We start from the raw sequence: 22,022 nt of genomic DNA, 5'->3' as shown, positions 1-22,022 counted from the left end.
TGCAATGACTCAATCGGTACACGGTCACGAGGTGATGGAGATGATGCTGGCACAGGGTGGCCAATTTACCCGGGCCAGCCTCAAGCAGGCGATCGATGCGCGCTTCGGTGCCGACGCCCGTTTCCATACCTGCAGTGCCAGCGAGATGGATGCAGATGCGCTGATCGCCTTCCTGGCCCAGCGCGGCAAATTCATCGAATCGGAGCAGGGTTTCCAGACCCACGCCGACAAGATCTGCAACCACGGGTGATCCCCTGCGGCGAGCGGCCTGTGACGCTCGCCGAATCCCGCCGCCTTTGTTATATTTCGCCCTCTTTCCCCTCCTTGTTGAAGGCTTAGCCTGGGCGTTGTATGGACACTTTCTCCGCTGCCGTCATGTTGTTTCTGATCATGGATCCGCTGGGCAACCTGCCGGTCTTCCTGTCGATCCTGCGTCATATCGATCCCAAGCGGCGGCGCAAGGTGATGATGCGGGAGCTGTTGTTCTCCCTGGCCATCATGATGGCCTTCCTGTTCGCCGGTCAGCAGATCCTGAATTTCCTCAATCTGCGCCAGGAGGCAGTCAGCATAGCGGGCGGCATCATATTGTTCCTCATCGCCATCAAGATGATCTTCCCGAGTGAAGGCGGGGTGACCGGGCTGGCGGCGGGCGAGGAGCCCTTCCTGGTGCCCATGGCCATTCCCATGATCGCCGGCCCTTCCATTCTCGCCTCCCTCTTGTTGCTGGCCAACCAGGAGCCGACCCGGATGGCGGACTGGTCGCTGGCCCTGCTGATGGCCTGGGGCGCCAGCGCCGTGATCCTGATGTTCTACGAGGTATTCAACAAGCTGCTGGGTGAGCGAGGACTCACAGCTGTGGAGCGGCTGATGGGCATGCTGCTGGTGATGATCTCGGTGCAGATGCTGCTGGACGGGGTGCACCACTATCTGGCGGTGACCGGCCAGGGCTAGCTGTCAGGGCTGTTCTGCGGTGTAAGACACCGGCTTGCTGATGCCGAAGATGAAGATCGTCTCCTGCAGCCAGCCGCATGATCAGGCTTGTTCTATGGTGGAGGGTTCCAGCTTGCTCATGATGAGGGCGAGCAGAGTTTCCCGCAGCCAGCGGTGGCCCGGATCCTCTTCGTGGCGCTGATGCCAGATCAGCAGGTGGGAGATGCTGTCGAGCGCTATGGGCAGCGGCAGCGGCACCAGCGGATAGACCTGGGTGGCGTGACGGGCGTAGAGCCTGGACAGGGTCACTATCATGTCCGAGTGCATGCCCATCCGCAGCGCCGCCTCGAACGAGGGCACGGTCGCCTCGATCCGGCGGTAGAGATCCATCCCCGCCAGCTTGTGATCCAGCATCCAGCGGTCCCGCCCCTCGCAATAGGTCTGCACATGGGGATAGGCCAGGTAACGGGCGAGATCCCACTTGGGCTCGTGCAGGGCCGGGTGATCGTGCTGCACCAGACAGGTGAGGTCATCGATGGCGAGCAAGCGCTGGCAGATGGCGTTGGGCAGGGTGTCGAGCCGAAAGTCCGAGCTGATGCAGTTCTCCCGCACCGTGAAGGCGATGTCCACCTGGCCCTGGCTCATCTCGGTCAGGCTGTTCTCGGTCCACTCCTCATAGCGCAGCCGTATGCCAGGCGCCTGCCGTTTCAGCTCGCTCAGGTAGAGCGGGGCGAACAGGGTGAAGGCGCTGTCCATGCTGGCGATGACGAACTCCCGCTCGGTATTGGCCGGATCGAAATCCGGCGGCTGGATCAGGTTGTCCAGCGACAGCAGTATGGGGTGCAGCTGCTGCTGCAGCGTCAGGGCGCGGGCGGTGGGCTCCAGCCCGTAGGCGGAGCGCACGAACAGGGGGTCATCGAAGGTTTCCCGCAGACGGCCAAGGGCCTTGCTGACGGCAGACTGGCTCAGGTGCAGGCGGCGGGCCGCCCGGCTGCCGTTCCGCTCTTCCAGCAAAACTTGCAGGATAATCAATAAATTGAGGTCGATACGCCCCAGCTGTTCCAGCAACATGATATGAATCTCCTTCAATTCTTAGATGAATTTATACCATTTGTTTTCATATCTTGGCGAACCTATGCTCGAACTGTCTCTCGCCTTCGATGGCGGCTGGTACAGGATGTAGTGGTTGAGGGGACAAGTAGCATCAAGTGATACGGCGACCCTGGGTCGCCGTATTTTTTGCGTGATTTATTTGCAAACTTGCACCTGCCTTGATTTTGCCCAACAATCTTTGCGCCTTCTTTTGATACAAACAATCGGTATCTATCAGTCAGGAGCATCCCTATGGGACTCGGTGGAATTCATATCTGGCATTTGTTGATCCTGCTCGTGGTCGTGGTCGTGGTGTTTGGCAGCAAACGCCTGGCCGGCGCCGGTGAGGATCTGGGCACCGCCATCAAGGATTTTCGTAAAGCCTTGCGTGACGATGAAGTACAGCCGAAATAAGTGGGAGTTGAGTGATGTCTGTAGACGAGAAAGTCGAATTGAATGAAACCTGTGACAGCTGCGGCTGTTTCGCCGAGATCGGCACCATCATAGGTGAAGGTGATGATGTGATGGATCTGGTGATCGAGGCGGCGGCAGAAGCCGATGCCCGTGCCAAGCTGGCCGCTTATGAGGCGCTGGCCAAACAGGTGACCGCCGAAGCCAGCATCAGCAGCGAGCTGAGCCAGGGCGCCAACGGCGTGATCCTGAAAGCCCGCCTGCAATTCACCTGCACCGCCGAAAAATTGATTTTCGAGATGCGTGCCCGCTCTATCTGAGCCCAGTGATGACACGGCGGGTTCGCCTGCCGTGTTGACCCTTCTGCTGTGGGTCTGCGTTCTATAGTTAGTTATCCCACAGACGGCTTTGCCCGGCGCGAGTCGGCCAACAGAAGGCGACCACATCATGAGGCTGCGATGGATCTGGGGCCTGCTGGCCCTCTGGTGTCTTCCTCTGCTGGCGGCGGATCTCAAGCCACAGCGCCTGCCCCAACCCGGGGACCTCGAACACATATTGCAAAAGAAAGAACTCAGGGCCCTGGTGGTCTATGAGCGGGGCTTCTTTTTCCTCGACAAGGGGACCCAGCACGGCATCCTGGTCAATCAGCTGCAGGGGTTCGAGCGCTGGCTGAACCAGACCTATCTCGCCAAGGAGAAGATCAAGCTCAAGATCATCTACATACCCGTGCGCCAGGACAAGCTGCTGGACTACCTCAGCGAGGGGCGCGGTGATCTGGTGGCGGCCAACATGACGGTGACGCCGACCCGGCGCGAGCAGGTGACCTTCTCGGATCCGGTGATCGCCCCCATCGAAGAGTGGCTGGTGAGCCAGCATTCCCTGCCGACCTTCAACCGCATCACCCAGCTCTCCGGTCGGCGGGTCTGGGTGCGGGCCAGCTCCAGCTATTACGAGAGCCTGCGCCAGCTCAACTGGCTGTTTCGCGAGCTGGGGTTGCCGCCCATTTATATCGAGACGGTGCCCGAATACCTGCAGGACGGGGATCTGCTGGAGATGGTGGCGGCCGGCATCATACCGCTCACGGTAACCGACAGCTTCAAGGGGCGCATCTGGCTCGGCATGATCAGCGGCCTGAGAGCCCACAAGCTGATCCCGCTGCGGGACAAAGGCCGCAGTGCCTGGGCGCTGCGCAACAACAGTCCCGAGCTGCTCAAGGCGGTCAACGCCTATCTGGCCGATGCGGGCAAGCGCACCCTCTACAGCGACATGACCCTGCGCCGTCTGCTGGCCCGCAGCGATCAGATGAGCAATATTCTGGCGCCGGATCCTCTGGGGCGGCTGTCGACCATACGCAAGGTGCTGGAGCAACAGGCCGACAAGTACCGGCTGGACTGGCTGATGCTGGCGGCGCTGGCCTACAAGGAGTCGGGCCTCAATGCCGGCGTGCGCTCAGAGCGGGGGGCAGTGGGGATCATGCAGCTGTTGCCGAGCACGGGGGGCGAGGTGGGCATTCGCGGTGCCAGGCTCGCCAGCCTGGAGGGCAACGTGGAGGCGGCCTGCCGCTACATGCGGCTGATCCTGGATACCTACTTCAACGATCCCGGGCTGGATGTGCTCAACCGCCACCTGTTTGCGCTGGCGGCCTACAATGCCGGCCCGAATCGGGTGCAGGCGATCAGGGCCAAGGCGGAGGCCGCCGGGCTGGATCCGAACGTCTGGTTTGGCAACGTGGAGCAACTGGTGGCCAACGAGGTCGGCCAGGGGCCCATCAACTACGTCAGCACCATCTACAAGTACTACGTGGCCTATCGCTTCAGCCTGCCGCAGCTGGAGGGCAAGGCGGCCGCCATCGAGGCGGTGGCCCAGCCCTGATGTTTTCTGGCCCGTCTAGACAGGCTGGGCGGGTGGCGCAAAGGGTTCCCAACCCTGATCCCTGTGCTGCAGATACCAGGGGGCCAGCTGGCCGGTCGGCGAGGGATCCGGCTGACTGGCTTGCGGTCGATGGCTGATGGCGGGGCGATCCGTGAGTTCCATGGTAAATTCCTTCATCCACATTCCAACGAGGCCTGTAGCCAGCGTTATGCCATTTCCCCATGACAGGCAGATGACGCCATGATCCCCGGCGAATTTGCACTGATTGATCAACCCGAGCTGGCGCTCAAGGTGCGCTGCCAGCTGATCCGCAGCGCCCGCTGCCGGATCCAGGCCCAATACTACAGCTGGGAGGAGGACAGCAGCGGCAAGCTGCTGTTGTCCGAGTTGCTGCATGCGGCCCGGCGCGGAGTACGGGTACAACTGCTCATCGACGACCTCTATGCCGGCGACAACCGCTTCCTGGAGATGGTGGCCCATCAGCCCGGCATAGAGGTGCGGCTGTTCAACCCCTTCTGGCTGCGGGGCTGGCGTCCGCTGACCCTGCTGCTGGAGGGGATGTTCAGCTTTCGTCGCATCAATCACCGCATGCACAACAAGTTGCTGCTGGTGGATGGCAGCCAGGCGGTGATCGGCGGTCGCAACATAGGTGACCGCTACTTCGGGCTGGGCGGTACGCCCCGATTCGTCGACCTGGATCTCGCCTGCCGTGGCCCGCTCTGCCAGCAGGCCGAGCAGGGCTTCGATCAATTCTGGCGCAGCCGCTGGAGTCACCCGATCCGCCGCCTGCTGCGTCGCCCCTTGCTGCGGGCCGAGGTGACGGCGGTGAACGACTTTCTGCTCACCCTGACCGAGCCGCAGGTGGCGGCCGTCTATGATCTGCCCGCCAGCCTGTTTGACGCCGAGCCTGTTGCCCTGAACTGGCATCCGGGAGAGGCCGAGGTGTGGTTCGACCGGCCCGGCAAGGGGCTGGTGTCGAGGCCGACCACGGCGCCCCTGCTCTGGCGCAAGCTGGCCGACAACCTGGGGAGCCTGAAGTTGGTGAGCCCTTACCTGATCCTGACCCGGGGGCTGCGCCGTCGACTGAGGCAACAGCGCCAGGCGGGGGTGAACATAGAGATTCTTACCAACTCCCTGGCCAGCACGGATGTGCCCCTGGTGTATGGCGCCTACCGGCGTCATCGCCCCTGGCTGATACGGCAGGGCATCGCCCTGTCGGAGCTGGAGGGGGAGGCGCTCAGCCTGCACGCCAAGCTGATCCTGATCGGGGAAGAAGAGGCGCTGCTTGGCAGCTTCAATCTGGATCCCCGCTCCCTGATGCTCAACACCGAGCTGATGCTGCACCTGGCGTGCCCAGCGCTCTGCGCCGAGTTGCAGCTGTGGCTGGCGGGGTGGCAGCAGCGGTCATCCCATTCCGTTGCCGCGCCACAGTCGACCCTGCGTAGACTGCTGGCCAGGGTGAGCGACTGGCTGCCGCTGCAGCGCTGGTTGTGAGCGGGTCATTTCTTGTGCGAGATCTCGCAAAGCCTTGTGCGCCTTCGAGGATAACGTTTGCCATCCAAAGGCGATGAATTTTTTTATCGTATTGTTTTTAATCAGTTTGTTCAGATGCAGGAATCCTGGGAGCGCCTAGTCACTTGCATACTCCACTGAATAAAACGGTTTTTTATTTTATTTAACTGCGTAATATTTCAGTTGCAAGGACAAACACGGTGGCTTGTCTGCCGTGCGGAAGAGGGTCGTGAAGGGTACTGGCCGACTGGATTGCTCCAGCAGGCGCCTGCTTCGGATGGGTAGCGGAAACTCAGGAAACAGGACCGGCACCCGACAGGATCGGATTCCAATATGGAACATGCTATTTGCGAGGGGGTGACATGGAAATGTCACCCCATTTTTTATGGCCCGCTGGCTGAGTGGCATCCAGAAAAAGACCGCCGGTTGGCGGTCTTTTTCTCTGTTCAGCCCGACGGCTCATGGTCAGGCGATGCCCGCCAGCAGCCGGCTCCAGTTGCGCTTGCTGGCAACGAAGCCATCGTGCAGGTTGCGATACTCCAGCTGCAGCTTCAACTTGTCATAGCGGGCCAGTGCCTTGCGCTTGCGTTGTTCCAGCAGGCGTTTGCGGCTGGCGTAGTAGTGCTGCAACTGCTGGCTCAGCTTGTCGTACTCCTCCTGCAACAGCGCCTGCCACAGCTCCCTGTCTTCCTGCTTGCGCAACTTGGCCTGCGCCCGCTTGAGCTGCATCTCCAGTCTGGCCTGCTCGATCAGCTCTTCCGGACAGGATCTCAGATCCCGGGTCAGCCCGCACCAGGAGGCGCTGCGGATCAGCCACTTGGTGGGGTCGAACTGCCACCAGTGGATGCCGTTGCGATAGTCGTTCTCGAACAGGTGGTGGAAGTTGTGATAGCCCTCACCGAAGGTGAAGAAGGCCAGGATGCCGTTGTCCCGCGCCGTGTTGCGGTCGGTAAACGGCTGGCTGCCCCAGATGTGGGCCAGGGAGTTGATGAAGAAGGTGGTGTGGTGAGTCATCACCATGCGCAGCACCCCGGCCAGCAGCAGCATGCCGAGCAGATCGCCGTGGACGAGCCCCAGCAGCAGCGGGATGCCAATGTTGGTAGCCAGGGTCAGCGCCAGATAGTGTTTGTGCTGGAAGACGACGACGGGGTTGTTCTGCAGATCCCGCACGTTGCTGTAATCGTTGTAGATATCGCGCTGGTACTCGCGCAGCATCCAGCCGATGTGGGAGTACCAGAAGCCGCGACCCGCGCTGTAGGGATCCTTCAGGTTGTCGTCCACGTGGCGATGGTGGCGACGGTGATCGGAAGACCAGTGCTGGGCCGAGTTTTGCAAGGCGAGGGCCCCGCCAATGGCGAAGATCCACTGCAGGATCGGGTGGGCCTTGTAGGCCTTGTGCGACCAGAGGCGGTGGTAGCCGGCCGTGATGGAGATGCCGCTGTAACAGAACAGCAGCAGGAAGCAGCTCCACTGCCAGAGGTCATAGCCATGGGTCATGCCGTACCAGGGCACGGCGATCAGTGCGGTCAGCCCGGAGAGGGCAAACAGCAGGGTATTGGTCATGATGATCGGGGGGCGTTCCATCTCACTCGGTTCCTTTCAGCGAACAGCTGTGCGCCATTCTCCACGCAGCCAGAATTCGGGTCAATGGTAAAAAAGTAGGAGACAAACCTGATCCCGGCTCGGCCTTCGGGTTATCATTTGGCCTCGATAACCTGAAGGTGACTGTTTTCGTGGGTATTCGCGCGCAACAAAAAGAAAAAACCCGGCGTACTCTGATCGATGCGGCGTTCAGCCAACTGTGCGCCAATCGCAGCTTTTCCAACCTCAGCCTGCGGGAAGTGGCGCGGGAGGCGGGCATAGCGCCGACCTCTTTCTATCGTCACTTTCGCGACATGGAGGAGCTGGGGCTGACTCTGGTGGATGAAGGGGGCCTGACCCTGCGCCAGCTGATGCGTCAGGCGCGTCAGCGCATCGCCGGTGGCGGCAGCGTCATCAGCACCTCGGTGCAGACCTTCATGGAGTTCGTCGAGAACAACCCGAACATCTTCCGGCTGCTGCTGCGTGAGCGTTCCGGCACCTCGGCGGCATTTCGGCAGGCGGTGGCGCGGGAGATACAGCACTTCATCGCCGAGCTGACAGATTACCTCGAAGCTACCACGGGGGCGCCGAGGGAAGAGGCCTACATCCAGGCCGAAGCCATGGTGACCATCGTCTTCAGCGCCGGTGCCGATGCCCTCGACATGACCAGCGAAGAGTGCCGGGCCCTGTCCGATCGCACCATAAGCCAGCTGCGCATGATCGCCATGGGCGCCGAGGTTCAGAACCAGAAGCGCCGCCAACCTCTCTCTTAAGTCAAAGGATGGACACTTCCATGCATGATCAGAATCCGATCCCGAAGAAACCCCTGCTGCTGGCCCTGCTCATCGGCATCTGTGGGGATGCCTCCCTGTCGGTGCTGACCGAGTCAGTGATCCCCTTCTCCTTCTTCCCAATGATTGCCCTGGTGCTGGCGGCCTATCAGCTCTACCAGCACTATCGTCACGTCTCGCTGGAGGGCAATACCCCGCTCTGCATGCTGCTGTGCCTCTTCATCGGCGGCTTCGGCCACTCGGCGCTGGTCAAGGTGCAGTACCCCGAGCTTGGCAGCAACTTCTTCTCGCTCATCATGATGCTGCTGCTGCTGGCCGTGCTGTCGATCAAGCTGGGCATCAGCGTGGGGAAAAAAGAGAAGGAGTGACGCGCACTCCTTCCTGATAAATCATGACAGAGCCGGGTTTATCCGGCCTTGTTGTCTGTACCGCGCTGCTTGGCGTCCACTATGGCCTGCAGTCGGGCCCGGATCTCCACCATGCCGAACACGCCGAACACCAGCACCTGGACGAATTCGAGCCGGCTCACCGCGAAGTAGGGCTTGCAGGCGGCCTTGACCAGGCTGGCCTGCACCCAGTGCATCAGGATCACTATCACGCCGCAGACCGGCAGAAAACCGTTGAGCTTGCCTGGCAGGGGGGCGAGCAGACTGACCAGCACGCCGAACCAGAAGAACAGGATCAGCCCCATCGCCAACAGATTAAATACCCGCGTCATCGTTTACCTCCCGCAGATAGAGTCGATAGCAGACCTGATCGGCCTGCTTGTCCTTGAGCCGTTGCCCAAATTGGCGAGGAGGGGCACAGCACCCATCTCCCACCCGGCATTTAAACCGCAGCGTCATTCTTGGTGTCCCGCAGATAGAGTTGGTAGCAGACCTGACCTGCTTGTTTGTCCTTGAGCAGTTGCCAGCTGGCAGGGAGTGCCAGATCGGCCATCTCCTTCTCCCGCTCCAGATAGATGAGGGCATCCGGTGCCAGCCAGCCGCGCTGCTCCAGCAGTTCGCATGCCTGGGGCAGCAGCTCGCGCCGAAACGGCGGATCGAGGAACACCAGATCGAACGGCGTGGCCGGGCCTTGCAGCCAGCTGACGGCATCGGACTGGATCACCTGGCCCTGGCTACTGCCGAGGGCGGCCAGATTCTTCTTGATCTGGTCGGCGGCGCCCTTGTCCATTTCGATCAGGGTCACCTGTTCGGCATAGCGCGACAGCGCCTCCAGCCCCAGGCCGCCGCTGCCAGCGAACAGGTCCAGACAGCGGGTACCGCGGACATGGGGGGCCAGCCAGTTGAAGATGGTCTCCTTGACGCGATCCGTGGTGGGTCTGAGCCCCTCCACATCCTTGACCGGCAATTTGCGGCCTCGCCACTGGCCGCTGATGATTCTGACAAAGCCTGATTTCCCCTGTGGGGCTGGGCTCTTGCTCGGGCTGTTATGGCTGGATTTCACTCTGGGCATCGCGTTTCGTCGTCAGAAAATAAAGTGGTAGTATAAGGCGGTTCATTTTTATGCCGACCCGCCGAGGGACGGCTATCTTAGCAGTCAGCCAACGAAGTGAGTATTTTTTAGATGGCAAAAGGTTTGTTTTCCTGGCTGGGTTTCGGCCGCAAGAAAGAAGAGGCTGAGGCTGTCCAACCACAGACACCCCAAGCCACCCCCATTATCGTTGAGCCTGAGGTCGTTGCTCACCCCGTTTCCGATACTACGCCGGTAGTGCCCACTGAATTGCCCGTCAGCGCACAGAATGATCTCCTGCCCGCTGGCGCTGCGCACGATGACGATTGCTGTGCTCCCACCGATCTGGACGCGGGTCCGCTGGTGGTGGAAGAGTGTGCCTCCGAGCTGGAGCCCGTCATCGTCAATGAACTGCTGATCGAGCAGGAGAGTGCCGAGGCGCAGGCTACCGAAGCCGCCCGTATCGCTGCCGAGGCAGAGGCTGCCGAAGCTGCTCGTATCGCCGCCGAGGCAGAGGCTGCCGAAGCCGCCCGTATCGCCGCCGAGGCACAGGCTGCCGAAGCTGCCCGTATCGCCGCCGAGGCACAAGCTGCCGAAGTTGCCCGTGTCGCTGCCGAGGCACAAGCTGCGGAAGCCGCTCGTATCGCCGCTGAGGCGCAGGCTACCGAAGCCGCCCGTATCGCTGCCGAGGCGCAGGCTGCCGAAGCTGCCCGTATCGCTGCCGAGGCAGAGGCTGCCGAAGCTGCCCGTGTTGCCGCCGAGGCTCAGGCTGCGGAAGCTGCCCGTATCGCTGCAGAGGCGCAGGCTACCGAAGCTGCCCGTATCGCCGCCGAAGCACAGGCTGCCGAAGCCACCCGTATCGCTGCCGAGGCGCAGGCTGCCGAAGCCGCCCGTATCGCCGCCGAGGCACAGGCTGCCGAAGCCGCCCGCATCGCTGCCGAGGCACAGGCTGCAGAAGCCGCTCGTATCGCCGCCGAGGCGCAGGCTGCCGAAGCTGCTCGCATCGCCGCCGAGGCGCAGGCTGCTGAAGAGGCTCGTATCGCCAAAGAAGCCCAGAGAGCGGAAGATCTTCGCCTGGTCGCCGAGATGGAAGCTGAAGCCGCCGCATTGGCTGCCCTGCCGCTGGCCGCCAAGGTGGATGACGATACCCAGGACAAGCCGCAGCGAGAGGGCTTCTTTGCCCGCCTCAAGCGCAGTCTGATACGCACCAAGGAGAATATTGGCTCCGGCTTCTTCGGCCTGTTCAGTGGCAAGAAGATCGACGATGAGCTGTTTGAAGAGCTGGAGACCCAGCTGCTGACCGCCGATCTGGGGGTCGATACCACGCGCCGCATCATAGATGGCCTGGTGCAGCATGCGGATCGCAAGCAGCTCAAGGATGCCGAGGCGCTCTACGGTCTGCTCAAGCAGGACATGGGCGCCATGCTGGCCAAGGTCGAGCAGCCGCTGGTGATCGACACCAGCAAGAAGCCCTACGTGATCCTGATGGTGGGCGTGAACGGTGTCGGCAAGACCACCACCATCGGCAAGCTGGCCAAGCAGTTCCAGGCCGAAGGCAAGAGCGTCATGCTGGCCGCCGGCGATACCTTCCGTGCCGCTGCGGTCGAGCAGTTGCAGGTATGGGGTCAGCGCAACAACATCCCAGTGATCGCCCAGCATACCGGCGCCGACTCTGCCTCCGTCATCTATGATGCCATCGAGGCTGCCCGCTCGCGTGGGGCCGACGTACTGATCGCCGACACCGCCGGCCGCCTGCAGAACAAGAGCAACCTGATGGAAGAGCTCAAGAAGGTGGTGCGGGTGATGAAGAAGCTGGATGAAGAGGCCCCCCACGAGGTCATGCTGACTCTGGATGCGGGCACAGGCCAGAACGCCCTCAGCCAGGCCAAGCTGTTCAGCGAGGCGGTGGGGCTGGACGGTATCGTCCTGACCAAGCTGGACGGAACCGCCAAGGGCGGCGTCATCTTCGCGGTGGCCGACAAGTTCCAGATCCCGATCCGCTATATCGGGGTGGGCGAGGGGATCGACGATCTGCGCCCCTTCGTCGCCAACGACTTTATCGAGGCACTGTTCAGTCGCGATGAGTAAGCTCAGGCGCCATGGTAAGCGCCACATGCCCCGACTCAGGTCGGGGCTTGTCACTGTCAGGGATCCGTTATGATTCGTTTCGATAAGGTCAGCAAGGTATACAGCGGCGGCCATCAGGCGTTGCAGAAGGTCAGCTTTCACCTGCGCAAGGGGGAGATGGCCTTCCTGACCGGGCACTCAGGGGCGGGCAAGAGTACCCTTTTGAAGCTCATCAGCGTGATGGAGCGGCCGACCGACGGGCGCGTCTTCTTTCACGGCGACGATGTCAGTCATATCAAGCGGGGCGATATCCCCTATGTGCGCCGCCAGATCGGCATGATCTTTCAGGATCACCGGCTGCTGATGGACAGAACCGTGTTCGACAACGTGGCGCTGCCGCTGGTGATCGACGGTTACAGCCATGCCGACATCAACAAGCGAGTGGCGGCGGCGCTGGACAAGGTGGGGCTGCTCGGCAAGGAGCGCTACCAGCCGCGCATGCTCTCCGGTGGTGAACAGCAGCGGGTCGGCATCGCCCGCGCCATCGTCAACAAGCCGCCTCTGCTGCTGGCGGATGAGCCGACCGGCAATCTGGATCCCCAGCTCTCCATGGATATCATGCGGCTGTTCGAGGAGTTCAATCGCTTCGGCGTTTCCGTGCTGATTGCCACCCACGATCTGGGGCTGATCGCCCGCATGCGCTATCGCACCCTGACCCTCAAGGCGGGGCGCATGTATTCGGCAGGGGAGGAGCTCTGATGGCTATTTTCCGCCACAAGCAGCCACCACAGTGCCGCTTCATGCTGGCGTGGGGTGAGGATCATGCCCGCTCTTTGCTCGCCAGCCACTTGCCAGGGGAGATGTTCTGATGGCTATCGTTCGTCATAAACAGCCACCGCTGCGCCGGTTCATGATGTACTGGGTCGACCACGCCCGTCAGGCCTTCTCCAGTCTGGGCGAGCTGTGGCGCAATCCGCTCGCCTCCCTGATGACGCTGGCGGTGCTTGGCGTCAGCCTGGCGCTGCCCTCCTGCTTCCACGTGCTGCTGAAAAACGCCGAGGTGGTGGAGGGGAGCTGGCAGACCAGTTCCCAGATCTCCCTTTATCTGCGCAAGGATCTGCCCGAGCAGAGCATTCTCGACATGAAGCAGCGGATCCTGCTCTATCCCGAGGTGGAGTCCGTCACCTACATGAGCCGGGATGAGGCGCTCAAGGAGTTTCGCGAGATCTCCGGTTTCGGCGACGCGCTCGATTACCTCGACAGCAACCCGCTGCCGCCTGTGCTGAGCGTTATTCCCGATCCCCGCTGGCAGAATCCGGAAGGGGCCGCCGAGCTGCTCAACAAGCTGAACAACGAGGATGGCGTCGAACAGGGCAAGCTGGATCTGCAGTGGTTGACCCGCTTGCAGGGGATCATGAACCTGTTGCGCCACACCATTACCGGCATAGCCGTGCTGCTGCTCTCCGCCGTGCTGCTGATCGTCGGCAATACCCTGCGTCTGAACATACTCAACCAGCGATCCGAGATCGAAGTGCTCAAGCTGGTGGGGGCGACCGATGCCTTCATTCATCGTCCTTTCCTGTATACCGGCATCTGGTTCGGGGTCATCGGCGGCATGCTGGCCTGGTGGCTGACCGAGGTGATGGTGATCTGGAGCGAGGGTGTGGTAAAGGAGCTGGCGGGCTTGTATAACAGCAATTTCCGGCTGGTCGGCATGGGGGCGGTGGATGGGATTAATCTGATTCTGCTGGGGGCTCTACTGGGGCTGATCGCCTCCTGGTTCTCGGTCCATCGCCACATTCGCGACATAGAACCATCCTGATTAATTTATCAGCGTTTTAAAGCGCTGGATTTTGAGACACGGATCAAGTAAAAGAGGGGCCGTTTCTGGCACGGCCAGCGTTCTGAGAGTAATCTGAACGGTACCGATCTTCGGGATCTTCTCTGGATCCTGTGAACCTTCTGATTTATAAGCAGTCTACAAGTGCTGAAGAACTTATACGGGTGTGGCCCCTCTGCCTTGCTCGTCTGACTTGGCAAGCATGTGAAGGTTGCGAGCTCCGCAACAATGGACTTAGCATGCTACTTTTCGGGGGTCCTTTATTGTGACCCCCTTTTTTTGACTGTTCATTCATGATTCATCCTGCCGGCCTAAGATAACCCCGGTTCAGACATGCTCACTATGTTTGATACAGGCCGCAGAATGGCGTCCGGTCAGTAGACAGACCCTCTCAGGGTGTTAGACTGATTCGATTGAAAAGAAAGAGGTAGAACATGGGAACTTCATTGCAGCGCACTATGGCTCTGATTCCGCAAGGTAGTCTGGAAGGCTATATCCAGGCAGTTAACTCGATTCCTGTGCTGACCGCAGAGGAAGAGCGTGAGCTGGCTGAGCGTTTGCAGCAGGGCGGCGATCTCGAGGCTGCCCGTCAGCTGGTCATGTCGCATCTGCGTTTTGTCGTTCACGTCGCCAAGAGTTATGCCGGTTACGGTCTGCCCCAGGCTGACCTGGTTCAGGAAGGCAATATCGGCCTGATGAAGGCCGTCAAGCGCTTCGACCCGACCGTCGGGGTGCGACTCGTCTCCTTCGCCGTGCACTGGATCAAGGCCGAGATCCACGAATATGTCCTGCGCAACTGGCGCATGGTCAAGGTGGCGACCACCAAGGCCCAGCGCAAGCTGTTCTTCAACCTGCGCAAATCCAAGAAGCGTCTGGGCTGGTTCAGCCACGATGAAGTGCAGGCCGTCGCCGCCGAGTTGGGGGTCTCCCCGACCGATGTGACCGAGATGGAAGCACGCATGAGCAACTACGATCAGGCGTTCGATCTGGTCGGTGATGATGAAGACGAAGGCGGCTTCGCCCCGGTTCATTATCTGGAAGACAAATCGTCCGATCTGGCGGCCACCATAGAGAATGACAACTGGGATGACCATGCGACCCGTCGCCTGAGCTCGGCCCTCGCCACTCTGGATGAGCGCAGCCAGCACATCATCCGCGCCCGCTGGCTCGATGATGACAGCAAGACCACCCTGCAGGAGCTGGCCGACACCTATGGTGTCTCTGCCGAGCGGGTGCGTCAGCTTGAGAAAAACGCACTCAAGAAGCTGAAAGACGCCATGGAGGCCTGATGCCTCCCTCACAAAAACAGGGCCTGATGGCCCTGTTTTTGTTTCACGAGCATCTGGTCGGCCTTGCCTTGGTTACCCTTGTCTATGTTATGTTGCCGCCACTGCCACAGTAGGGAGAGCAGATAGTGAAACTGTTGAACGACCTGTTTACCAACAACCGCGAGTGGGCGGAACGGATCAAGGCCGAGGACCCGAATTTCTTCGCTACCCTCTCCGCCCAGCAGGCCCCCGAATACCTCTGGATCGGTTGCTCCGACAGCCGGGTTCCCGCCAACCAGCTGATGGGCTTGCTGCCGGGGGATGTGTTCGTCCACCGCAACGTCGCCAACCTGGTGGTGCACACCGATTTCAACTGCCTCTCGGTGCTGCAATACGCGGTCGAGGTGCTCAAGGTGAAGCACATCATCATCTGCGGCCACTATGGCTGCGGTGGCGTCAAGGCAGCGATGCAGAACCAGGAGCTGGGGCTCATCGACAACTGGCTGCGCAACATCAAGGATGTCTACTTCAAGTATCGCGAACAGCTGGATGCCATTGAAGATGAGCACGAGCGTTTCGATTACCTGTGCGAGCTGAACGTGGCCGAGCAGGTGGCCAACGTCTGCCACACCACCATCATCCAGAATGCCTGGCGCAAGGGGCAGGAGCTGGCGGTGCACGGCTGGATCTATGGCATCAAGGACGGTCTGCTGCACGATCTGGATCTCTGCATCAGCGGGCCGGATCAGATCCCCGATGTTTACCGCGCCTGGCCGGACATGCGTCCGCCCCACCGCCGTCGCTGAGGAACCTGCCGTTGGCGCCAGCCCTCTATCTTCAGATCAAGCAGCACATCCTGGACGGGATCCGCGAACGCCACTATCAGGCGGGGGACAGGATCCCGACCGAGGCCGCCCTGTGCGAGCTGTTCACCGTGAGCCGGATGACGGTCAACAAGGCGCTGCGTGAGCTGGTGGCCGAGGGCTGGCTGGTGCGCACCGCCGGTTCCGGCAGTTTCGTGGCGGACAGGCGCACCGAGTCGCCCTTGCTGGCCATTCGCAACATAGCCGACGAGATCGCCGAGCGCGGCAGCGAGTACAGCGCCCGGGTGATCCGGCTGCAACGCCAGGCCGCCGACGAGAAGGTGGCGGTCCAGCTCGGGTTGCGGGTCGGCGCCCCCATCTTCCACAGCCTCATCGTCCATCAGGCCGATGGGGAGCCGCTGCAGCTGGAGGAGCGCTTCGTCGATGCCGAGCGCCTGCCGGATTACGGCGAGCAGGACTTCACCCAGCAGACGCCGAACCGCTATCTGATGGAGGTCTGTCCCCTCTCCGAGATGGAGCACGTGGTGGAAGCCGTACTGCCGAGCGCCGGCGAGGCCGGTCTGCTGCAGGTGCGGGTCGATACCCCCTGTCTGTTGCTGCACCGCCGTACCTGGTCGGAAGGTTACCTGGTCTCCTACGCCCGCCTGCTCTCGCCGGGTTCCCGCTACAAGCTGAGTTCCAAGACTAGCCTCAGTTGATTGTATATACATATTGTTTTTAACAGAGCCCACCTCATGGTGGGCTTTTTTGTGCTTAAACTCTAATCACAGCGCTGTTATCAAGATGTGAATTTGATCCTTTCTTTCCTGCCAGAGATCGGATATAAATTAATGTATATACATTTAGAGGTCGGTATGAACAAGGAACTGTTGAACTGCGAGCGGGTCTGGCTCAACGTGACACCCGCCACCCTGCGCCCCGATCTGGCGGACTACGGTCTGCTGGAACCCCACGCCCTCGGCGTTCATGAAGGCAAGATCCACGCCCTGGTGCCCATGCAGGATCTCAAGGGCCCTTATCCCGCCCACTGGCAGGAGATGAAGGGCAAGCTGGTGACCCCCGGCCTCATCGACTGCCACACCCACCTCATCTTCGCCGGCAGCCGGGCCGAAGAGTTTGAACTGCGCCAGAAAGGGGTGCCCTATGCCGAGATCGCCCGCAAGGGTGGCGGCATCCTCAGCACGGTAAGGGCCACCCGTGCCGCCAGCGAGGAGCAGCTGTTTGAGCTGGCACTGCCGCGGCTCAAATCCCTGATCCGGGAAGGGGTCACCACGGTGGAGATCAAATCCGGCTACGGCCTCACGCTGGATGACGAGCTCAAGATGCTGCGGGTTGCCCGCAGGCTTGGAGAGGCGCTGCCGATCCGGGTCAAGACCACCCTGCTGGCGGCCCATGCGGTGCCGCCCGAATATCGCGACGATCCCGACTCCTGGGTCGAGACCATCTGCCAGGAGATCATTCCGGCGGCCGCCGAGGCGGGTCTGGCGGATGCGGTGGACGTCTTCTGCGAGCACATCGGCTTCTCGCTGGCCCAGACCGAGCAGGTCTATCTGGCTGCGGATCAATACGGCCTGGCGGTGAAGGGCCACATGGAACAGCTCTCCAATCTGGGGGGCAGTGCGCTCGCCGCCAACTTTGGCGCCCTCTCTGTGGATCATCTGGAGCATCTGGATCAGGAAGGGATCCAGGCGCTGGCCCACCGCGGCGTGGTCGCCACCCTGCTGCCCACCGCATTTTATTTCCTGAAAGAGACCAGGCTGCCCCCGGTCGCCGCCTTGCGCAAGGCCCATGTGCCCATGGCGGTCTCCTCCGACATCAACCCGGGCACGGCTCCCATAGTGTCGCTGCGGATGGCCATGAACATGGCCTGTACCCTGTTCGGTCTGACCCCGGTCGAGGCCATGGTCGGGGTGACCCGCAACGCCGCCCGCGCGCTCGGCGAGCAGGAGCGTTTGGGGCAGTTGAGAGTGGGCATGCTGGCGGACTTCCTGGTCTGGAACTGCGGGCACCCGGCCGAGCTCAGTTACCTCATCGGCGTCGATCAGCTGGTGAGCCGTATCGTCAACGGCGAGGAGACGCTGCATGGATAAGTTCAGCCTGCCCCATATGTCGGTCTGGCAGGGGCGCCAGGATCCGGAAGATGGCGAGCTTGCCCTGCGCTGGCACGACAAGGTGCAGGCCTGGCCGCTGATCGGAACAGCCGAACCCGGCGTCGCCCTGGTGGGCTTTGCCTGCGACGAGGGCGTACGCCGCAACAAGGGGCGCACGGGGGCGGCCGGCGCACCGCTGGCGATCCGCAAGCTGCTGGCCAACAGTGCCTGGCATCTTACCCGTCCCGTCTTTGATAGCGGCGATCTGTGCTGTGACGACGGCGATCTCGATGCCGCCCACGGCCGGTTGGCCGAGCGGGTGGCTAGCCTGCTGGATGAGGGTCACTTCCCGCTGGTGCTGGGGGGCGGCCACGAGGTGGCGTTCGGCAGCTGGAGCGGCCTCAACCGCCATCTGGCCGGTCAGGGTCGGGTCGGCATCATCAACTTCGATGCCCACTTCGATCTGCGTCGCAAGGTGGAGCAGGCCAGCTCGGGCACCCCCTTCTTCCAGATCGCCGAGCAGTGCGCCGCCCAGGGCACAGGGTTTCATTACGCCTGCCTCGGGGTGGCCGAGACCGCCAATACCCAGGCGCTGTTTGCCCGCGCCGATGAACTGGGGGTCTGGTATGAGCTGGATGAGGCCATGACCCAGGCCGATCTGCCCGAGCTTCTGAACGGGCTGGATGGCTTCATCGCCCGTTGTGATCACCTCTATCTGACGATCGATCTCGACGTGCTGCCCGGCGCCGTCATGCCGGGGGTGAGCGCCCCCGCCGCCCGCGGGGTCGAGCTGGCGGTCATCGAACCCCTGATTGCCCATATCCGGGCCAGCGGCAAGCTGCGGCTCGCCGATCTGGCCGAGTACAACCCGAACCTGGATCAGGATAACCGCAGCGCCCGCGTGGCCGCCCGGCTGGTCCATCAGTTAACCAAGTAGCGTTCTGCCGAGGGCAGGTCGCCATGCTGCTGCATTGATAAAACAAGGAGTGTGTATGTCTGAGCAACACCTGGATCCCCGTCAGGATCCGAGCCGGGTCATCCGTGCCCCCCGTGGTACCGCGCTGACCGCGAAAAGCTGGCTCACAGAGGCGCCGCTGCGGATGCTGATGAACAACCTGGATCCGGAAGTGGCCGAGCATCCCCAATCCCTGGTGGTGTATGGCGGCATCGGCCGCGCCGCCCGCAACTGGGCCTGCTACGACAAGATAGTCGAGGTGCTGACCCGGCTCGAGGAAGACGAGACCCTGCTGGTGCAGTCCGGCAAGCCGGTCGGGGTGTTCCAGACCCACAAGGATGCGCCTCGGGTACTGATCGCCAACTCCAACCTGGTGCCGCACTGGGCCAACTGGGAACACTTCAACGAGCTGGATAAGAAAGGCCTCATGATGTACGGCCAGATGACAGCCGGCTCCTGGATCTACATAGGCACCCAGGGGATAGTGCAGGGCACTTATGAGACCTTCTTCGCGGTGGCCAACCAGCACTTCAACGGCGAGCCTGCGGGCCGCTGGATCCTGACCGGCGGTCTGGGTGGCATGGGCGGCGCCCAGCCGCTGGCCGCCACCATGGCAGGCTTCTCCATGATCGCCGTCGAATGCGACGAGACCCGCATCGATTTCCGTCTCAAGACCCGCTACGTCGACAAGAAGGCCCATAGCCTGGATGAGGCGCTGGCCATGGTCGAGGAGGCCAAACGCAGCGGCACCGCCGTCTCGGTCGGCCTGCTCGGCAACGCCGCCGATGTCTTTGCCGAACTGGTGGCCCGCGGCATCACGCCGGACGTGGTGACCGACCAGACCTCGGCCCACGACCCCATCCATGGCTACCTGCCCCAGGGCTGGAGCGTCGCCCAGTGGCGCGCGCTGCAAAAATCCGCACCCCAGGAGGTGAACCAGGCTGCTCGTCACTCCATGGCCCGCCAGGTGGAAGCCATGCTGACCCTGCAATCCCGTGGCGCCGCCACGCTGGATTACGGCAACAACATCCGCCAGATGGCGCTGGAGGAGGGGGTCAAGAATGCGTTCGACTTCCCCGGCTTCGTGCCTGCCTATATCCGCCCGCTGTTCTGCGAGGGGATAGGCCCCTTCCGCTGGGTGGCGCTGTCCGGCGATCCGGAAGACATCTACAAGACGGATCAGAAGGTCAAGGAGCTGATCCCGGACGATCCCCACCTGCACAACTGGCTCGACATGGCCCGCGAGCGCATCGCCTTCCAGGGCCTGCCGGCGCGGATCTGCTGGGTCGGGGTCAAGGATCGGGTTCGCCTGGGCCTGGCTTTCAACGAGATGGTGAAAAATGGCGAGCTGAAGGCGCCCGTAGTCATAGGTCGCGATCACCTGGACTCCGGCTCTGTGGCCAGCCCGAACCGCGAGACAGAGTCGATGATGGATGGTTCCGATGCCGTCTCCGACTGGCCGCTGCTCAACGCCCTGCTCAACACCGCCGGCGGCGCGACCTGGGTGTCGCTGCACCACGGTGGCGGTGTGGGCATGGGCTTCTCCCAGCACTCGGGTGTGGTGATCGTCTGTGACGGCTCCGATGACGCCGCCAGACGCGTCGGTCGGGTGCTGCGCAACGACCCGGCCACCGGTGTGATGCGTCACGCCGACGCAGGCTACGAGATTGCCATCAACTGCGCCCATGAGGCGAAACTGGATCTGCCGATGCTGACCGCAACGGGCAAAGGGGTTAAATAAGATGTTTGAACTCAATCTGTTACCGGGCAAGCTCTGCCTCAATACCCTGCGCCGCGTCAGCCGCGAGCCGGTTCATATCAGCCTGGATCCGGCCGCGCTGCCGGGGATCCACGCTTCCGCTGCCGTGGTCACCAAGGTGATCGAGCAGAATCGCGTGGTGTACGGCATCAACACCGGCTTTGGCCTGCTGGCCAACACCCGCATCCCGGTGGAGCAGCTGGACGAATTGCAGCGTTCCATCGTGCTCTCCCATGCGGCCGGCATCGGCACCTACATGGATGACGCCACAGTGCGGCTGATGATGGTGCTCAAGGTCAACTCGCTGGCGCGGGGCTTCTCCGGCATCCGCTTGACTGTGCTTGAGGCGCTGATGCGGCTCATCAACGCCGAAGTCTATCCTGTGGTGCCGAAGAAGGGCTCCGTCGGTGCCTCCGGCGATCTGGCGCCGCTGGCCCATATGAGCTGTTTATTGATTGGTGAAGGCAAGGCCCGCCACAAGGGCGAGCTGATGGACGCCGCCACTGCGCTGAAGATCGCGGGCCTCGAGCCCATCTCTCTGGCACCGAAGGAGGGACTGGCCCTGCTCAACGGCACCCAGGCCAGCACGGCATTTGCGCTGGAAGGCCTGTTCCACGCCGAGGATCTGTTCGCCGGCGCCATCACCATAGGTGCCATGAGCGTGGAGGCGGCGCTGGGCAGTCGTCGTCCGTTCGATGCCCGCATCCATGAGGTGCGCGGTCAGCTCGGCCAGATCGATGCCGCCGCCTGCTACCGCCAGCTGCTGGTGGATGGCAGCGAGATCGGCATGTCCCACCACAATTGCGAGAAGGTGCAGGATCCCTACTCCCTGCGCTGCCAGCCCCAGGTGATGGGGGCCTGCCTGACCCAGATCCGTCAGTCTGCCGAGGTGCTGGTGTGCGAGGCCAATGCGGTCTCCGACAACCCGCTGGTGTTTGCCGAGGATGAGGAGATCCTCTCCGGCGGCAACTTCCACGCCGAGCCGGTGGCCTTCGCCGCCGACAACCTGGCACTGGCCATCGCCGAAATCGGGTCGCTGTCCGAGCGTCGCATGGCGCTGTTGATCGATTCGCGCATGTCGGGTTTGCCCGCCTTCCTGGTCAACAACGGTGGGGTGAATTCCGGCTTCATGATCGCCCAGGTCACCTCGGCGGCGCTCGCCTCCGAGAACAAGAGCCTGGCCCACCCGGCCTCGGTGGACAGCCTGCCCACCTCGGCGAACCAGGAGGATCATGTCTCCATGGCCACCTTCGCCGCGCGCCGGCTGGCGGACATGGCGGAGAACACCCGTGGCATACTGGCGGTCGAGCTGCTGGCGGCGGCGCAGGGGCTGGATTTCCGTGCTCCGCTGCGCACCACTGAGCTGCTTGAGCTGGCCAAGGGTCGGCTGCGCAGCAAGGTCAGCTTCTACGACAAGGACAGGTACTTCTCGCCGGACATCGAAGCGGCCGCCGAGCTGCTGGCTCAGGCGAGCTACAACGACCTGATCCCGGCCGGTGTGCTGCCCAGCCTCTAAGTCCCATTCGCTCCATAGCAAAAGACCGCCCTCAGGGGCGGTCTTTTCGTTGCTGCGGT

The 22,022-nt window shown here is 62.1% G+C and carries 23 protein-coding genes; 18 read left to right on the top strand and 5 right to left on the bottom strand.

Features of this window, described 5'->3' with window-relative positions; all coding sequences use genetic code 11:
* Nucleotides 1-4: 4 nt before the first annotated feature.
* Together BN1118_RS16075 and BN1118_RS16070 are read left to right on the top strand one after the other, a co-directional pair.
* Nucleotides 5-250 carry a YecH family metal-binding protein gene (locus tag BN1118_RS16075; protein WP_043141360.1) on the top strand — a complete coding sequence of 82 codons (246 nt, stop codon included), beginning with the start codon at nucleotides 5-7 and terminating at the stop codon, nucleotides 248-250.
* Between the two features lie 101 nt (nucleotides 251-351).
* The gene (locus BN1118_RS16070) at nucleotides 352-951 is read left to right on the top strand and encodes a YhgN family NAAT transporter (RefSeq protein ID WP_042868544.1); all 600 of its coding nucleotides are present in this window, start codon (nucleotides 352-354) and stop codon (nucleotides 949-951) included.
* An 81-nt stretch (nucleotides 952-1,032) separates the two neighbouring features.
* On the opposite strand, the gene BN1118_RS16065 is transcribed toward BN1118_RS16070, so the two are convergent.
* Nucleotides 1,033-2,001 carry a LysR substrate-binding domain-containing protein gene (locus tag BN1118_RS16065; protein ID WP_043557050.1) on the bottom strand — a complete coding sequence of 323 codons (969 nt, stop codon included), beginning with the start codon at nucleotides 1,999-2,001 and terminating at the stop codon, nucleotides 1,033-1,035.
* Between the two features lie 273 nt (nucleotides 2,002-2,274).
* Between BN1118_RS16065 and tatA the strand changes: the two genes are divergently transcribed.
* The 3 genes from tatA (at nucleotide 2,275) to BN1118_RS16050 (ending at nucleotide 4,305) form a co-directional block, all read left to right on the top strand.
* Nucleotides 2,275-2,436, top strand: coding sequence for a twin-arginine translocase TatA/TatE family subunit (tatA, locus tag BN1118_RS16060; RefSeq protein ID WP_043141356.1), 162 nt, complete (start codon nucleotides 2,275-2,277; stop codon nucleotides 2,434-2,436).
* 14 nt (nucleotides 2,437-2,450) lie between these two features.
* On the top strand, nucleotides 2,451-2,753 hold the full coding sequence (locus tag BN1118_RS16055; protein WP_042868550.1) for a YfcZ/YiiS family protein: 303 nt from the start codon (nucleotides 2,451-2,453) through the stop codon (nucleotides 2,751-2,753).
* A gap of 127 nt (nucleotides 2,754-2,880) precedes the next feature.
* Nucleotides 2,881-4,305 (top strand): MltF family protein, encoded by a 1,425-nt coding sequence (locus tag BN1118_RS16050; RefSeq protein WP_043557049.1) that lies wholly within the window; start codon nucleotides 2,881-2,883, stop codon nucleotides 4,303-4,305.
* A 15-nt stretch (nucleotides 4,306-4,320) separates the two neighbouring features.
* Here the strand turns inward: BN1118_RS16050 and BN1118_RS22080 are convergent, their stop codons facing one another.
* Entirely contained in the window at nucleotides 4,321-4,467 is a 147-nt protein-coding gene (locus tag BN1118_RS22080) for a hypothetical protein (protein WP_167336115.1), read from the bottom strand.
* Between the two features lie 78 nt (nucleotides 4,468-4,545).
* On the opposite strand from BN1118_RS22080, the gene BN1118_RS16045 reads away from it, so the two are divergent.
* The gene (locus BN1118_RS16045) at nucleotides 4,546-5,799 is read left to right on the top strand and encodes a phospholipase D family protein (protein WP_043557048.1); all 1,254 of its coding nucleotides are present in this window, start codon (nucleotides 4,546-4,548) and stop codon (nucleotides 5,797-5,799) included.
* Nucleotides 5,800-6,282: 483 nt separating this feature from the next.
* Here the strand turns inward: BN1118_RS16045 and BN1118_RS16040 are convergent, their stop codons facing one another.
* On the bottom strand, nucleotides 6,283-7,401 hold the full coding sequence (locus tag BN1118_RS16040) for a fatty acid desaturase (protein ID WP_043557047.1): 1,119 nt from the start codon (nucleotides 7,399-7,401) through the stop codon (nucleotides 6,283-6,285).
* 149 nt (nucleotides 7,402-7,550) lie between these two features.
* Here BN1118_RS16040 and fabR point away from each other — a divergent pair, with 149 nt between their 5' ends.
* Together fabR and BN1118_RS16030 are read left to right on the top strand one after the other, a co-directional pair.
* On the top strand, nucleotides 7,551-8,171 hold the full coding sequence (gene fabR, locus BN1118_RS16035; RefSeq protein WP_043139764.1) for an HTH-type transcriptional repressor FabR: 621 nt from the start codon (nucleotides 7,551-7,553) through the stop codon (nucleotides 8,169-8,171).
* A gap of 20 nt (nucleotides 8,172-8,191) precedes the next feature.
* A complete protein-coding gene (locus BN1118_RS16030; RefSeq protein ID WP_122974306.1) occupies nucleotides 8,192-8,557 on the top strand; it encodes a YijD family membrane protein in 366 nt (121 codons plus the stop codon).
* Between the two features lie 38 nt (nucleotides 8,558-8,595).
* On the opposite strand, the gene BN1118_RS16025 is transcribed toward BN1118_RS16030, so the two are convergent.
* Both BN1118_RS16025 and rsmD read right to left on the bottom strand, forming a co-directional pair.
* Complete coding sequence (locus BN1118_RS16025) at nucleotides 8,596-8,907, bottom strand: DUF1145 domain-containing protein (protein ID WP_043557045.1); 312 nt, start codon at nucleotides 8,905-8,907, stop codon at nucleotides 8,596-8,598.
* Between the two features lie 110 nt (nucleotides 8,908-9,017).
* Nucleotides 9,018-9,647, bottom strand: a complete 630-nt coding sequence (gene rsmD, locus BN1118_RS16020; protein WP_043557043.1) for a 16S rRNA (guanine(966)-N(2))-methyltransferase RsmD — start codon at nucleotides 9,645-9,647, stop codon at nucleotides 9,018-9,020.
* Nucleotides 9,648-9,758: 111 nt separating this feature from the next.
* Here rsmD and ftsY point away from each other — a divergent pair, with 111 nt between their 5' ends.
* The 10 genes from ftsY to hutH all read left to right on the top strand — a co-directional run bounded on the left by ftsY (nucleotide 9,759) and on the right by hutH (nucleotide 21,963).
* Nucleotides 9,759-11,732, top strand: a complete 1,974-nt coding sequence (ftsY, locus tag BN1118_RS16015) for a signal recognition particle-docking protein FtsY (protein ID WP_084214156.1) — start codon at nucleotides 9,759-9,761, stop codon at nucleotides 11,730-11,732.
* Nucleotides 11,733-11,801: 69 nt separating this feature from the next.
* Nucleotides 11,802-12,470 carry a cell division ATP-binding protein FtsE gene (gene ftsE / locus BN1118_RS16010; RefSeq protein WP_043139753.1) on the top strand — a complete coding sequence of 223 codons (669 nt, stop codon included), beginning with the start codon at nucleotides 11,802-11,804 and terminating at the stop codon, nucleotides 12,468-12,470.
* Nucleotides 12,471-12,579: 109 nt separating this feature from the next.
* Nucleotides 12,580-13,533, top strand: coding sequence for a permease-like cell division protein FtsX (gene ftsX, locus BN1118_RS16005; RefSeq protein ID WP_042868569.1), 954 nt, complete (start codon nucleotides 12,580-12,582; stop codon nucleotides 13,531-13,533).
* A gap of 452 nt (nucleotides 13,534-13,985) precedes the next feature.
* Complete coding sequence (gene rpoH / locus BN1118_RS16000) at nucleotides 13,986-14,840, top strand: RNA polymerase sigma factor RpoH (RefSeq protein ID WP_011899178.1); 855 nt, start codon at nucleotides 13,986-13,988, stop codon at nucleotides 14,838-14,840.
* Between the two features lie 125 nt (nucleotides 14,841-14,965).
* On the top strand, nucleotides 14,966-15,625 hold the full coding sequence (can, locus tag BN1118_RS15995) for a carbonate dehydratase (protein WP_042868573.1): 660 nt from the start codon (nucleotides 14,966-14,968) through the stop codon (nucleotides 15,623-15,625).
* 11 nt (nucleotides 15,626-15,636) lie between these two features.
* Complete coding sequence (gene hutC / locus BN1118_RS15990; RefSeq protein WP_043139749.1) at nucleotides 15,637-16,341, top strand: histidine utilization repressor; 705 nt, start codon at nucleotides 15,637-15,639, stop codon at nucleotides 16,339-16,341.
* A gap of 156 nt (nucleotides 16,342-16,497) precedes the next feature.
* Nucleotides 16,498-17,733, top strand: a complete 1,236-nt coding sequence (hutI, locus tag BN1118_RS15985; RefSeq protein ID WP_043139748.1) for an imidazolonepropionase — start codon at nucleotides 16,498-16,500, stop codon at nucleotides 17,731-17,733.
* Nucleotides 17,726-18,670 (top strand): formimidoylglutamase, encoded by a 945-nt coding sequence (gene hutG, locus BN1118_RS15980; protein WP_043557041.1) that lies wholly within the window; start codon nucleotides 17,726-17,728, stop codon nucleotides 18,668-18,670. The genes hutI and hutG overlap by 8 nt, the downstream gene beginning before the upstream one ends.
* A gap of 55 nt (nucleotides 18,671-18,725) precedes the next feature.
* Nucleotides 18,726-20,429: a urocanate hydratase gene (gene hutU / locus BN1118_RS15975; RefSeq protein ID WP_043557040.1), complete on the top strand. Its 1,704-nt coding sequence runs from the start codon at nucleotides 18,726-18,728 to the stop codon at nucleotides 20,427-20,429.
* A gap of 1 nt (nucleotide 20,430) precedes the next feature.
* Nucleotides 20,431-21,963, top strand: coding sequence for a histidine ammonia-lyase (hutH, locus tag BN1118_RS15970; protein ID WP_043557039.1), 1,533 nt, complete (start codon nucleotides 20,431-20,433; stop codon nucleotides 21,961-21,963).
* Nucleotides 21,964-22,022 lie beyond the last annotated feature (59 nt).

This window comes from Aeromonas bestiarum, assembly GCF_000819745.1.
GTDB classification, from domain to species: domain Bacteria; phylum Pseudomonadota; class Gammaproteobacteria; order Enterobacterales; family Aeromonadaceae; genus Aeromonas; species Aeromonas bestiarum.
Note: the sequence above shows the minus strand (reverse complement) of the source record. Positions and strands in the feature narration are given on the sequence as shown.